At 44.1% G+C, this 14,850-nt stretch carries 8 protein-coding genes; all 8 read left to right on the top strand.

All coding sequences use genetic code 11. The features are described from left to right. Window positions 1-29: 29 nt before the first annotated feature. Window positions 30-5,795 carry a hypothetical protein gene (locus WC955_06440; GenBank protein MFA5858687.1) on the top strand — a complete coding sequence of 1,922 codons (5,766 nt, stop codon included), beginning with the start codon at window positions 30-32 and terminating at the stop codon, window positions 5,793-5,795. Window positions 5,796-5,866: 71 nt separating this feature from the next. Then, window positions 5,867-7,978, top strand: coding sequence for an OmpA family protein (locus tag WC955_06435; GenBank protein ID MFA5858686.1), 2,112 nt, complete (start codon window positions 5,867-5,869; stop codon window positions 7,976-7,978). A gap of 116 nt (window positions 7,979-8,094) precedes the next feature. Further along, the gene (locus WC955_06430) at window positions 8,095-9,513 is read left to right on the top strand and encodes an FAD-binding oxidoreductase (GenBank protein MFA5858685.1); all 1,419 of its coding nucleotides are present in this window, start codon (window positions 8,095-8,097) and stop codon (window positions 9,511-9,513) included. A gap of 2 nt (window positions 9,514-9,515) precedes the next feature. Then, a complete protein-coding gene (locus WC955_06425; GenBank protein ID MFA5858684.1) occupies window positions 9,516-10,856 on the top strand; it encodes a SpoIID/LytB domain-containing protein in 1,341 nt (446 codons plus the stop codon). A gap of 50 nt (window positions 10,857-10,906) precedes the next feature. Further along, window positions 10,907-12,340, top strand: a complete 1,434-nt coding sequence (locus WC955_06420; protein MFA5858683.1) for a glycosyltransferase — start codon at window positions 10,907-10,909, stop codon at window positions 12,338-12,340. Window positions 12,341-12,369: 29 nt separating this feature from the next. Beyond that, window positions 12,370-13,386: a hypothetical protein gene (locus tag WC955_06415; protein ID MFA5858682.1), complete on the top strand. Its 1,017-nt coding sequence runs from the start codon at window positions 12,370-12,372 to the stop codon at window positions 13,384-13,386. Window positions 13,387-13,436: 50 nt separating this feature from the next. After that, the gene (locus WC955_06410; protein MFA5858681.1) at window positions 13,437-14,297 is read left to right on the top strand and encodes a CsgG/HfaB family protein; all 861 of its coding nucleotides are present in this window, start codon (window positions 13,437-13,439) and stop codon (window positions 14,295-14,297) included. 11 nt (window positions 14,298-14,308) lie between these two features. After that, window positions 14,309-14,850: hypothetical protein (locus WC955_06405; GenBank protein MFA5858680.1), on the top strand; the 542-nt coding region annotated here is incomplete at its 3' end.

Here is a 14,850-nt window from a genome sequence, read left to right as displayed (position 1 = left end):
TTTAGTTCATTTTCAGGAGGAAAAGAAACGTGGGTAAAACAGTTAGAGTTGCTTGTTTAGTGCTGGCAATGTTGTTAGGGATGGTAACAACAGGATTAGCGGCGTATTACGGGAATGAAGCTTATTCACAGAACGTTCTTGGTGCGTGTAAGTTGGATACCAATGGTGAACGTGTAAGTATGAGGTTTACCGCACAGAAAACAGCGTCAATTTCGCATGTATATGTTTATGTTGACCAAAGGAATGGTACTCCGCCGGCGTATGTCGCTGGGATACAGGGTAATAGCAGTGGGAATCCTAGTGGGACATGGCTGGGTGCTTCCGGTGCGTTTAGTCCTAGCGCTACCGGCTGGGCGTCTGCAGTGCTTGGTTCTGTTGCGTCTGTTACTGCCGGTACAGTGTATCATTTGGTTGTCCAGCAGGGAACTACTGCGCCGTCTACCACAAATAATATTCAGGTAAGGTCACAGGTTACGGCACATAAAAGAATTCCGTATGCTAACGTCTCAGATACCAATGCCGCGGCGATGAGGCGCGATCCTACTACAGGAGTATGGGGTAATTTAGCAGGACCGCAGCCGATTTATCTTATAAGATATTCCGACGGGTCGTATGAAGGTATGCCGTATGCGTCGTATGGAACATCAAGCGGTTTTGGTGTTTACAAAAGTTCAGGCGTAGGGGAAGAGTTTATTGTTAATAATTCTACCTATAACATGTGGGTGAATAAGTTTGAAATTTATGTATCGTCCTTCGGTAATCCAACAATACCGTTGATTTATGAGTTGAGGTTTGCTACCGGAACGTTGATATCCAGCGGTACCATAACCGGATTTTCAAGGACGGCTTTATGGGAATGGAAATCCGTTACCCTGCCTAAAGTGTGTTTAGAAATGAATAAAAAGTATAGGTTGTATTTCAGGACTACCGATACGTCTGTAACCAAGGGTTATTTTATTTGTACAAATTATACAGCAGTCACATCGTCAACTTCTGCGTATAATCAAAGAGGTTATGGCGGGGTGACAAGTAACTGTACTCGTACAACTAATTCTACCGCTGCATCGCCAACTTGGAAAGTAGATTATGGGTTTGATATTGTTTTTAGGTTTTCTACCACTACACCGCCAACGCCGCCGGTTACGGATACTACCGCTCCAGCGGCTGTAGTAAATCTTGCTGCTTCACCGGGAACTAATGAAGGGGAAGCTGTGCTTACGTGGACAGCACCGGGGGATGATGTTAATACAGGGAATCTTACTGGAAGATATAATATTCAGTTCCTTACAGCAGATACAGGTTGGGCAAGAGCTTCTGCCCAAAGGTCTTATACTATATCTGGTATTGTTCCGGCAGCTGCACAAACATATACCGTTACCGGCCTAACCGGCGGAACTACATATTATTTCCGTTTATGGTCAGCAGATGAAGTGCCGAACTGGTCAGGAGATTCTAATTCTGCTAATACTTATGCAACGCCTCCTGCAGCAGCGGATACGACTGCGCCGTCTGCAGTTGTTGACCTCACTGCTGTACCGGGCGTTAATTCCGGGCAGGTAAACGTAACGTGGACCGCTCCGGGAGATGATGGGAATACAGGTAACTTAACCGGGTCATACGAAATACAGTATTCAACGACTGACGGGCCGTGGGATTATAATTCCGCGCAGGTTAGTATCTCAACTTCAGGAGTGACACCGGGTTCTGTGCAGATGAGTGTTATTGGAAGTTTAACGCCAGGGGATACGTATTATTTTGCGGTATGGTCCGTGGATGAAGTGCCGAATTATTCTAATATTTCAAATACACTCGCTGCTTACGCTACACCGCCTGGTGTTGGGGATTCAACAGCGCCCGGGGATATCGCGGATCTTAATGTAGCAACGGGTAGTACTGAAGCAAGTATACAGTTAAGTTGGACAACAACCGGGGATGATGGTATGGCAGGTGATTTGTCCGGTGCCCAGATTAAGATACAGTACTTAACTACCGACGGGCCATGGAGTGCTGCAAGCGCGCAAATTACGATCTCTACTTCTGTTGTCGCAGGGACTCCGGTTTCATATAAAATAACGTCGGGTTTGACCGCGGGGGTTACTTACTATTTCAGTGTGTGGACTGTCGATGAAACAGGTAATTCTTCAGGTGAGTCTAACCATGCTTCTGCACCGGCACATCATATTTCCGGCGGTGATCTTATGACGGTAACGAATTTTTATGGGTTGAAAGCTGTTATGGTTGCGTCCAATATGGGTGGGTGTATGCTTGATACCACCGGGGAACGCGTTGGGTTGAGGTTTACGGCTGGGTATACCGGAAATATTACCGAGGTTGCTGTTTATATGTATAGTGTTGTAGGGAACCCGCCGGCGTATCAGATTGGTATCCAGACTAACAGCAGCGGAAATCCCAGCGGAACTTGGGTATCGGGTTCTTCACCGGGTTCAATTGATCCAACCACCAGCGGATGGATTAAAGTTGCGCTCGGAGCACCCGCAGCGGTTACTAAAGGAACGATTTATCATATAGTTGTTCAGCAGGCATCAACCGCAGGGACGACAAGCGCGTATATGTACGTCGCTTCTGGGTCGCCGGATGAATCAGGTACCGGGACAATGAATACAATGTCGTTACATAATACAAAGGATGCTAATGCGCGTGCACGGCGGTATTCCGGTACTGCATGGGCGGACCTTGCACGTACTACACCGATGTTTTTGACAGTGTATTCAGATGGCAAGTTGTACGGTAACCCGTTGAGTAACAACGTGGATCCCAGTATTTACGGGACTAACGTTGCGGGTGAAGAGTTTATGATGGACAATGTCGCGGGGGATGTTATTATTTCAAGTATAACAGCATATCTTACAAAAGAAGTGGCATCACCGGCTGGGGATTTGAATTATGAGTTGTTTGATATAACTTCCGGGACAATTTCTCTTAAGACAGGGACACTTACTGCCGGCGCAGCTATAACTGCAGTGAATACGTATGAATGGAAGACTGCGTTAATTACGCCGAATATAACGTTGTTGAATATGCATAAATATAGGTTGGTGTTTAATTCAACAGGTTCGTCTGCAAGCGGATACAAAATACACGCGCCAAAAACGGCTGCAACTACATCTACAGGATCGGCATTTCCAAATGCAACTTTTAATAAAGCAAGTGCGAAATTGGTTACCAGTACTACTGGCGGTGCGTCGTTTGTTTCAGATAATGCTGCGGATCTTTCTTTTGGTTTTGGTGTTGCTCCGGAGCCGGATACTGTTGCACCGTCGGCTATTAATAATTTAGCAGCGGTAACCGGGAGTAATTCCGGGGATGTAAGTCTTACTTGGTCAGCGCCGGGAGATAATGGTGCTTCCGGACCGTTATACGGTGCTTATGGTATACAGTATATTGAAGGTTCTGATGCAGGTTGGGATAGAACCGCGGTACAGGTTCAGTATGATATTGCTAATATAACACCTGGTGCTGTACAAAATCGTACTGTTACAGGGCTTACTGAAGGGTCAACTTATTATTTTCGTGTATGGGCAATGGATGACGCGGGTAACTGGTCTGCGGATTCAAATTCTGCATCGGCTTCTGCACAGACCGCGGATACGGTACCTCCGGCGCTTATAGCTAACCTCGCAGCGGAAACTGGGACTAATTCAGGGACTATAGTGCTTACCTGGACCGCACCGGGGGATGATAGTGATACAGGCCAGGCAACAGCGTATCAGTTGAGGTATAGTCTTGAAGGTACGATAAATGATGATAATTGGGATACTGCTTCAACATTATCCGGAGTTACTATGCCGACTCCTCAAATCGCGGGTTCTGCGGAAACTGTTACGCTGAATACTCTTCAGGAAGGTGTGACGTATTACTTTGCAATAGTTACAGAGGATGAGGGACAGAATATGTCGCCAGTGTCAAATTCTCCGTCCGCACCGGCACAACGGTCATCCGTTTCGGATACTACCCCGCCAGGCGCTATCGCTAATCTTGTTGCTGCGCAAGGTGGGACTGCAGGTGAAATTTCAATATCCTGGACAGCGCCGGGAGATGATGGGAATACCGGGCAGGCACAGTTGTATGATATTCGCTATAACATCGGTGCTGAGATTACTGAAGCAAACTGGGATACTGCAACAAGTGTTTCAACTCCGCCTGTCCCGCAAGCACCGGGGATAACAGAAAATCTTGTTGTTGGTAATCTTACAATTGGGAGTATGTATTATTTCGCTGTCAAGACAAGGGATGAGTCTGTTTGGTCAGCGATTTCTAATTCTCCAAGTTCAATTCCGCAGGCGACTACTGACAGTACTGCGCCTAGTGCGGTGGAAGATCTTCAGGCGGAAGCAGGTACTAATATCGGTACGGTATTGTTGTCATGGACCTCAAAAGGTGATGACGAAGAAACGGGAGATATTGTTAGTGGCCAGGTTGCGATACAGTGGACATTTGAAGGGGATTCTGAATTTACAACTTGGAACCGTGCAGATATCGTACAGGGGAATAATGGTGTGGTATTCAGTACGAATACTACTGCAGGAACTGAACAGATATATGCGGTATCAAACCTTACCCCCGGGCTTGCGTATAGGTTTACAGTGTGGACACGTGATGAAGTTTTGGCGAACTGGTCAGATCCTTCAAATGAAGCAACAACAGTGGTTAGTGCTAATGATACTGAGAAACCTAAGGTTAAGTATAATAAAGAAGATTTGTCTTTGAAGATCGCAGGAAGGGTTTTGATTGTTAAAAACGAGAATTCTGAATCTAAGGTTGGTTTAGCAGGAAATAAGGTTGTCCTTTCCGGAGTTGATATTACTGACAATATTAGAGTTAGTTCTGCAAAGTTGTTCTATCGCATTAAGGGACAGACTACATACAAACAAGTAGATTTTGTGCCGTTAAAGCAGGGGACGACGTATTGGACAGAATGTAGTGCTGTTATTCCGGGAAGCGATGTTACTGCAAGTGGGATTGAGTATTATATTTCTGCAACTGACGGTGTGAATGAAGTCATAGCGCCAAATAATGGGATAACAGTCCCGCAACCGATTGAGGTTGAAACTAAGACTGTATGGTCAAATGTTAATGAAGGTGTTTATAAGGTGTACGACGCTAATCCTAGTGACGGTAATGTTGGGATAAATTTGGTTACCGGCGCGTTACGGGAACGTGTGGTGCTGACGATTGAACAAAAAGATAGCCAGGTGCAGTCGCCGGCAGGTGATGTAGTGGATACACAGTATAACAGCGGGCGGCCTATGGCAGTATATACGTTTGGGCCGGAAACTAAAACGTTTGAAACACCGGTGAATTTGGTGTTATTGTACTTCGATGCGGATAACGACGGGAATGTAGAACTTATGAACGGGAGTGAGCTCGAGGCTAATGAGGAAGAGCTTGGCGTATATTATTGGGATGGTGCAAAATGGATTTTATATGGCGGTGAAGTTGATCCCGAAACTAATACTGTTACCGTGAAAGCCGGGCAAATGGGGACTTACGGGTTGTTTATAGCCGGATCACAGGAACAGCCGGCTAAACCTGAACAGAAGTTTATTACTAATACAACCGGTGCAACGTTTGGCGGGACAGTTGATAAGGTTGAAATTTTTGACGTCAGAGGCGCTGTTGTGATAACATTAGATAAAGCAGATCTCGGGACGCCGGTGATTACCTGGTATGGTAAGGATTCCAGTGGGAAATATATTGAGTCCGGGCCGTATATCTATAAAGCCAAGACAGAGGATGGAACCTATATCTACGGGACATTGATAATCGCGAAATAAATTGGTAGTTATTGAATAGTGTGTTTTGATAGATTGCAAATTAATTAAATGAAAGTGGAGGTTTACGTTAAATGCTGAAAAACGTAAGGGTAGTTATTGCGGTAATCGGTATATCCTTTCTTGCCGTCAACATTGGATACTCAGCGTTTTGGGATTACGGGTTTGGCCCGCGTCCTATGGGTATGGGTGGAGCGTTTACGGGTATTGCCGATGATTCTAATGCGTCGATTTGGAACCCTGCGGGGTTAGGGATGGTTGGGCGTACACAAGCTGATTTTATGTACGCAAAGATGTATATGAACCTGCCAAATAATGACTGGGGATTGATGCATGGGACATTGGCGTATCCTTGGAAAGATATCAGCGGTACCGTAGGCCTTACCGTTACGAACTTTGATGTAAATTCTTTGTATCTGGAGAACATGCTGATTGCCGGGTATGGTACCAAAATATCGGGTTCTTCAAATTCTAAGGATCAGTGGTATGCCGGGTTGAATGCAAAATATTTGATGAGAACGTTTAAATGGGATGAAGATACCCTGACAAGGTCCACGGATCGTAATGACTTAACCGTGAAAGCGGGAAGTTCGTCTGGCGGTATCAGTGTGGATGCCGGTGTGCTCGGGCATATGGGTGATAGTTTGTCAATCGGTATTATCGGGAAAAACCTTACTCAGCCTAATGTTGGGTTGAAGTATGAGGATAAAGTTCCTATGGAGATGCGTGCCGGGATGGGGTACAAGATTGATCCGAAAACTGTTGTTGCAGCGGATGTGAGTTACCGTATGCAAAGCTGGGGGTCACAGGATAATTTTATGAACCTGCATTTTGGTGTGGAAACTTGGTTAAAAGGACAGCCGATTGCTGTACGCGCTGGGTATGATATGAAACAGGGTGTTTCAGGTGGAGCTAGTTATATCATGAAACTAAGCGCTGAGAATGAACTGCGGATTGATTATGCTTTACTGTATTCTATGACGTTAAATGAAGAAAATATCGGGAGCCATAGGGTTGGTGTGAATCTTGCTTGGGGCAAGCCGCCGGTACAGAAGGTTATTGAGAAGAAAATTAATGTTGATGTTAACGCTCAGCAGTATGTGTCGCCAAACGGGGATAAAGAACGTGATACCGTAGATATTAACCTTATGTGTTCAGAAAAAAATCTTGAATCCTGGAAACTTGAGATTAAACGGGATGTGGATGTTGTGAGAGTGTATGAAAGTACCAGCGCAATTGTGCCGGTTATCACCTGGGATGTTACTGATAAGAATAATAAAGTTCTTCCTGATGGTAAGTATAGTTACGGGTTGGTTGTAAAAACTTTGGCTGGGAAAACAATACCAAGCTCAACGCTTAAACAAATCATTGTTGATACAAAGGTTCCTACCGCGAGTATTACAGCTAGTACCTATGTCGTAACTCCGGATAATGATGGTAAAGATGAATTTGCGTTATTTAAGTTTAATATGAGCGACGATAACGGCGTGGCTAATGCGATTATTAAAATATTTGATGCAAACGGTAAAGAAGCGCGGAAGTTTGATATGGGTAAACAGGACAGTATTATGTGGGACTGCAAGGATGATTATTACAAACAAATTGTACCGAACGGGAAGTATACCGCAAAATTGTTTGTGTTTGATAACGCAGGAAACCAGGCCGTAGCGGAAGCTAATATAACCGTGGATGTTCCGCCACAGGTTGTAGTTAAGGAAGTTGTAAAAGAGGTTATTAAAGAAGTTATCAAGGAAGTGCCTAAGGAAGTAGTGAAAGAAATAGCGTCAAAAGATGTACAGGTGCAGGAGTTGCCGGAAGGGTTGAAACTTACACTCGGGAGCGGGATACTGTTTGATTCCGGGAAGTCAACACTGAGATCCACTGCGTATCCTACGCTGGATAAAATCGTGAAACTTATTGAAGCGTATCCAGGGACCGCTATACGCGTGGAAGGGCATTCGGATAGTGTGGGTAGTCAGTCGTTGAATAACCTGTTGTCTGAACTCCGTGCGAGAAGTGTTGCGGATTATATTATAGAAAAAGGTGTACCGATAAAACGTATCTCGTGTAGGGGTTTAGGCGCGTCAAATCCTGTTAGCAGTAATAAAACTGAACAAGGGCGTACACTGAATCGGCGAGTTGAAATATTTATTGGGAAAAAGGCGATGGAGCCAACCGCTGAGTAAATAGTTTGATTAGGAGATGTGTAGTTGTTGATGCAACAACCCCTGGATCTTTAGAGAACAATGAGGTTAGGGGTTGTTGCGTTTTTAGGAGAATAGAAAAGGAGAATTTTGCGGTTATGTATGGCAAGGTAACGGATGATATTATTAAAGAATTGAAGGTTATTGTCGGGGAAAATGCGGTTATCACTGAAAAAGATAAGATGATTGATTACTCGCATGATGAGTTTCCTCTGGAAGAAATACATCAGTATCCTGAAGTTGTGGTGAAACCAGGGAATACTGTTGCGGTGTCTGAAGTTATGAAATTAGCTAATAAATACAGGATTGCTGTAACTCCGCGTGGGGGTGCAACTGGGCTTGCGGGCGGGTGCGTGCCTATTAATAAAGGGATTGTGTTATCGCTTGAGAATATGAATAGTATTATAGAAGTTGACCGTGCTAATCTTATGGTTGTAAGTGAAGCCGGGGCGAGTTTGATGAATATGTATAAGGAAATTCATAAAGAAGGGTTGTTCTTTCCTCCGCATCCCGGGGATGAAAGCGCGACTGTAGGAGGTGTGGTTGCAACTAATGCCGGAGGAGCGAGGGCGTTGAAGTACGGTGTTATCCGCAATTTCATACGCGGGATTGAGGTTGTTCTCCCGACAGGTGAGATTGTGAATTTTGGAGGAAAAATTGTTAAGACCAGTACTGGGTATAGTCTTTTGCATCTAATGACCGGGTCGGAAGGAACTCTCGGGATTATTACTAAAGCAACGATTAGTTTGTTGCCGCCTCCAAAAGCTATGATGACACTGGTTGCGCCGTTTGAGTCAATGAGCGATGCTATTAAAACCGTGCCTGAGATTATAGTTAATAAAATATTGCCGATGGCGATTGAGTTTTTGGAGATTGAGCCTATCAAGGTTACAGAAGATTTTATGAATAAAAAATGGCCGTCGGGCCTTGGCCGCGCGCATTTAATGATAATCATTGATGCAAGCAGTGAAGATGAAATAATGAAACTCGCAGAGTCTGTTGCTGATGTGTGTACAGCGAATGGTGCCTTGGATGTTTTTATTGCGGATAATGATAATAAGCAAAAGGAAATACTTGACCTCAGAAGCCATATGTATGAAGCGATTAAGTCGCATGTGCTCGAGATACTCGATATTTGTGTTCCACCGGCAAGGATTGCGGAATTTGTTAATTTTGTGCATGAACTTCAGAAGAAGTATAACGTATGGCTGCCATCTTACGGGCATGCGGGGGATGGGAATGTGCATACGCATCTGATGAAAGGGAAGTATATCGACGGGAAAATACAGTCTGTCCCGGAAGCGGAATGGAGGGCGAGTTTTAAGCAGGTACGCAATGAACTGCACGAGTACGGGGTTAAACTCGGTGGTGTGTTGTCCGGTGAACACGGTGTGGGGTTAGTGAAAAAAGAGTATCTTCCGATGATGTTTGACAAAACTACCCTAAAGCTTATGAAAGAAATTAAGGCGGTGTTTGACCCGAATAATATTTTGAACCCCGGAAAGATAGTGGATTAATTATGAATCTTGATAAAGAACCTAGGCTTAAAGTAGGGATTATTGAATCTGCGCAGAGGGTAACTTTTCGCGTGGATGGCGAATTTAGGATCGTGCATTCTAAAGGCGAGGAAAAGATTGACCCGGAGATCGGGCGTGTACATGAAGTGTCGTTGATGGAAGGGAAAATATTTTTGGGCCGTCCCGGGCCCGGACGGATTGTGCATAGCGAAGAGATACGGATTGTTCCTTCAACACCGGAAACTATGATGGTATTGTTTGAAGTGCCGATCGGGAGGAAGTTTCATTGGGAACGTAAACAGGAACAAAGTTTTTATGGTGAATTAATATTTCTGGTGACAAAAGACGGGATTATGGTGATAAATGAATTGCCGCTTGAGAAGTATGTTACCAGCGTTATAAGTTCTGAGATGAGCGCAAGGGCGCCAATGGAATACCTTAAAGCTCATGCTGTGATGTCCCGCAGCTGGGTGCTTGCACAGATTGTGCAGGCACGTGAGAAAGTGCCAAATACGACTTACGAGAAGGTTACAGATGATACTATTATCCGGTGGTACGGAAGGGAAGGGCATGACTTGTACGATATCTGTAACGACGATCATTGCCAGAGGTTTCACGGGTTTAATAAAATAACGCCTGCGGCAGTTGATGCAATAAGTAATACGCGGGGTATGTTGTTGATGGATGGTAATGAAATTTGTGATGCGCGGTTCTATAAAGCCTGCGGGGGATGGTCAGAAAATTATGAGTATTCCTGGCAGGATGAGATTAAGCCGAAGTATCTCCGCGGAGTATGGGATTCTGAGGATGCGTCACAGGCTGTAAAGTTGGATACCGAAGATGCGGTGAAGAAATTTATTTTCTCTGAACCTAAAGTGTACTGCAATTTTAAGAGTAAGGCTATACTAAACCAGATACTCGTGGATTTTGACCAGGAAACTACAAATTTTTTCCGTTGGGAAGTTAAGTATAAAACAAAACAAGTAAGTGAGATAATTCATCAGAAACTGGGAGTTGACCTCGGGGATTTAAAAGAAATACGCCCATTGAAACGCGGGGTGTCCGGTAGATTGTACCTCGCGGAATTTGTTGGGACTAAGAAGAGTATTAAAGTAGGAAAAGAGTTGGAGATACGCCGTGCGTTGTCGAAGTCGCATCTTTACAGCGGTTGTTTTGTGGTGAAGAAAGAACGGGGTGGGTTTACTTTCAACGGTGCCGGTTGGGGTCATGGCGTTGGGTTGTGCCAGATTGGTGCCGGTGCGATGGCGGTTGAAGGGAAAAAGTATCAGGAAATATTATTGCATTATTTCCGTAACGCTGAGATTGTGAAGAAGTATCAGTAAGTAATGTTTAAAAGTTATAAAAATCTGTGTAGTAGGAGGGTCTTATAGTGGTGTCTTCAAAATTGACTTATGTTGTTGTGTTAACAGGTAAGGCGGGGAATAGCGCCAGTGCGGTGTTGCAGCGTGATGTTGTTAATACAGTCCCTAAAGGAAGTTGTGTAACAATTATTGATGTTAGAGGACAGAATGCCGGATACGCTGCGATGATGAATAAAGTTGTGCGTAGTGTTAAGACTAAGTACTATGCGGTAGTACCGTTGAAGGTTAAGATATACCCGTCTTACGAGAAGGAAATGATGAAGGGTTTCGCGAAGGGTAATGTTGTGATGGTATATTCTGATTATAACATCAATAACGGTAGTGGAAAAGTTGAGCTCAAACAAATGTTTGATTATAACAGTAATTTTACGGAACGGTTTGAGTTCGGGCTTATACAAATATTTGACAAAGCTAGGGTTATAAAAGCTGGGGGGTATCGCTCAAAGTTTACATTTCCCGCGGCGGTAGAGTATGATCTGCGGCTGAGGTTGTTCAATAATAAAGGGTGGTTCCAGCATATTAAAAAAGCGTTATACGAAAATATTGTTGTTGAAAGTAAGGAATCAAAACTGTTTGAAGCGTTTAAGTATCTGCAATACAATAAGAAGTATGAGCGGGAGGTTGAGAACGCGTTTTATGATTTCCTGAAATCTTCCGGTACGTTTCTCTTGAATAAAAGCGCGAAAGTGCAGTATGGTAAAAATGAAAAGTTTTTGCCTTTGGTAAGTATTGTGTCGCCGGTATTCAACCGCGATAAGTGGGTGGCAAAAGCTATTGAGTCAGTACTTAGGCAAACGTTTAAGGATTGGGAAATGATTCTGGTGGATAACGCGTCGACCGATAATACTGTTAAGATTATAAAATCTTATATGGCGAAGGATAAACGAATTAAGCTTATACAAAACAAGAATTATCGCGCAGGGGCGATTGCGTACTGTCTTAACCGCGGGATTGCTGCGGGTGTCGGGAAGTATTATGCGCAGTTGGATTCTGATGATGAGTATACACCGGATTGTTTGGCGACAATGGTGAAATACATGGAATCGCATCCGGCAACCGGGCTTGCGGTATCGTACTATGATCTTGTCGATGAGAAAAGTAAGGTACTGAGTAAGTTCGGGGTGATTAAGCATCTGGAATTTAACCGTAATAACATACTGCGGTGCGAAGGTGCAGGCGCGTTGAGGATGTGGCACCGTAAGGTATGGCGCGAGTTTGGCGGGTTTGATGAAAAAAATTTTGGCGCGTTTGGCGAAGATTATGATCTTGTTCTTAAAACATGTGAAAAATATGATGTCGGGCGTGTGCATAAGGTGTTGTATCATTACCGCCGGCATTCCGATGTGACGGATATGGTGCGTTCAGCGGATTATAAGCAGGCAACTAAGACTATGGCACGGGTGAATGCGTGGAACCGCAGGAAAAAGTTTAATAAAGGAAACTAATTTTTTTGTTGTAAGGAGATTTTATACAAATGCCGGTTTGGGATAAAGAGTTGTTTATAGAATTACAGGAGACTGTGCAGATAGTTCCGCCTAAAGCAGGCCTTGCGCCGGGGTTGGATAAGTATTTTAAGGATGGTGTTATTACTCAGCCTGTTATCCGCAGGAAAAGTGTAGTGGCGAATAACTGGGCACATCTTAACATGGCGCGCGCAGAACGGCCAATCGCGAAGATGGATATGCAGATGGTGCAGAGGGATTGTTTTTTCTGTAAAGGGAAAGAGGATAAGACGCCAGGTTGTGTTGAAACAAAAGGGGATTATGTGCGTATAGGTACTGAAACCGACTGGAAATTACGCGCGTTTCCTAACCTTTATCCCTGGCTCATAGGGCATCTTAATATCGTGGAGTGCGCGGAACATAAGGTCAGTATCGCGCAGTTGGATGATAGCGAAGAAGTTGTTGCGTGGCAGGCTGCAGCCAAGATTGTTAAAGATCTGGAGAAAAAAAAGGTTTATCCCATGGTTTTTCGTAACCACGGATGGGGTGCGTCAGTTTCGCATTATCACTGGCAGGTGGGTGCTTTGCCGTATATTCCGAACAGTGTTAATGAAGAACTTGTCCGCGCGAAGCAGTTTTACCGTAAATACAAGACAAATATTTTTGATGCGTTGATGCAGTCAGAGAAGAGTTTTAATACACGGGTGATTGACGAGAATGATAACGCTATGGTACTGGCTGCGTATGCGCCGCGGGCTGCGGTTGAGTTATGGGTAGTTTCGAAATTGCCAGTGTCGAGTTTGGCAAAACTTAAGAAACCTGAGCTCGAACAAATGGCGGTGATACTCGATAAAACATTGAAAAAAATGTTTGACCGTGCGGGGATTGATACGATGAATATTATAGTTCATCAGATGCCGGGACAGAATAAGTATTATCGGTTGCATATTGAAATTATGCCGTTTAAGCATCTTGCCGGTGCGGAACGCGGGTTTGGGGAGTATGCGATCGAAGTGGTACCGGAGAAAGCAGCTGAGTTGTTGAAGTAACTGTTGGGAAAAATACATTGTTATCGTAAAAAAAAGGGGGAATTAGTAAAGTGAAGAAATGGCGGGTGGGTTTAGTAGCGTTATTGTTTGTTTTATCAGCGATTGTCCCGGGATTTGCGGCGTCGTCAAAACTTAATATTGTGGTTTCCGAGTTTATAGGAAAAGGCGTCCCGCAGGAAGAGGCGAGTATTGTAAGTGAGTTTATCCGCGTAGAACTCAACAAAGTGCGGTTGTTTAATATCATAGAACGCAGTCAAATTGAAACAATATTGAAAGAACAAAAAATGCAGTATTCCGGAGTTACTACTGAACAAGATGCTGTGCAGATGGGTAAACTTGTTAACTGCCAGAAGGTTATCATTGGTAATGTAATGGCGATACAGGGTAGTTATTACGTTACCGCCAAAGTTGTGAATGTGGAAACCGGGGAAATTGAGGTGTCATCAAAAGAGGGGCCGGTTAAGGCTGCGGAGTTCGGGGTGGAAGCGTCAGCAATAGCAGCGGTTATCGTAAAGAAACTTATTGGGTTGGAATCAGATACGTCTGCCGGTGTAAATAAGGCGGTGAAAGTTAAACCCGTGGATAACAGCGGAACAGTAGATGAGAATAACGTACCGAATAAAATGAATAATGATTATCAGCAAGGATTTCTTTCTGGTAAGGCTGCCGGGAAAAATGAAGCAAGTACGTGTCTCTGGGGTGGGATTGGATTTGCTTGCGGGCCCGTAGGTGTCTTAGCGTCGTATATAACAAGCCATAAAGCTGCGCCTAAAGAAGAGTATCGCGGGAAATCCGGGAATTATGCTAATGGTTATGTTGACGGATACACTGAAACTGTTAAGAAAAAGGAAACTGCAGCAAGCTGGATCGGGTGTATAATCAGCACGTTATTGTTCGGATTACAGATATAAAAATTAATTGTTTGAAAAATATTTTTTCATCTATTATATTTTTGGTGTGTTTCTGCTGTCTTCCGCAGGTGTATTCAATAGAGAATAGCGCTGTTCATACGTTAAGGTTTGCTGATACATTATTTACCGAGGGTGATTATCTTCAGGCGGGGATAGAGTATCAGCGGTGCCTATCGTACTTGTCAAACCCGGGTGATGTAATAACCGTCGATGTGAATGAGGTTAAGTTAAAACTTGCCCGTGCGTATTTTCTTTCCAAAAAAAATGAGTTGGCGTTTACTTCATACTTCGAGGTTTATAATAGTTCTGCCGAAAAAGATAGTGTTACTTGCGAGATTGCACTGGCTAATTTTTTGTTGGGTCACTACGAGTTAAGCAGGGGGCAGGTAGAAAAAGTTGTTTCTTCCTCAAAGTACTATGGGAAAGCGGTAATACTTAGAGCGCGGAATTATCTGCGGGAAGGGAAGTATAAACCTGCAGCGGTATTTATCGCTAAGGTTGTGAAGGATGTTGAACTTGTTGATCCTGTATCCGCATCAGTTTTAACAGGGAT

The organism is Elusimicrobiota bacterium (genome assembly GCA_041658405.1).
GTDB lineage: Bacteria > Elusimicrobiota > UBA5214 > JBBAAG01 > JBBAAG01 > JBBAAG01.
This window is presented reverse-complemented; position numbering and strand designations above follow the sequence as displayed.

Bases quoted from the DNA above. Each gene is read 5' to 3' on its own strand.
- WC955_06430 (MFA5858685.1), top strand. From the start codon at position 8,095: ATGTATGGCAAGGTAACGGATGATATTATTAAAGAATTGAAGGTTATT.
- WC955_06415 (MFA5858682.1), top strand. From the start codon at position 12,370: ATGCCGGTTTGGGATAAAGAGTTGTTTATAGAATTACAGGAGACTGTG.
- WC955_06425 (MFA5858684.1), top strand. From the start codon at position 9,516: ATGAATCTTGATAAAGAACCTAGGCTTAAAGTAGGGATTATTGAATCT.
- WC955_06435 (MFA5858686.1), top strand. From the start codon at position 5,867: ATGCTGAAAAACGTAAGGGTAGTTATTGCGGTAATCGGTATATCCTTT.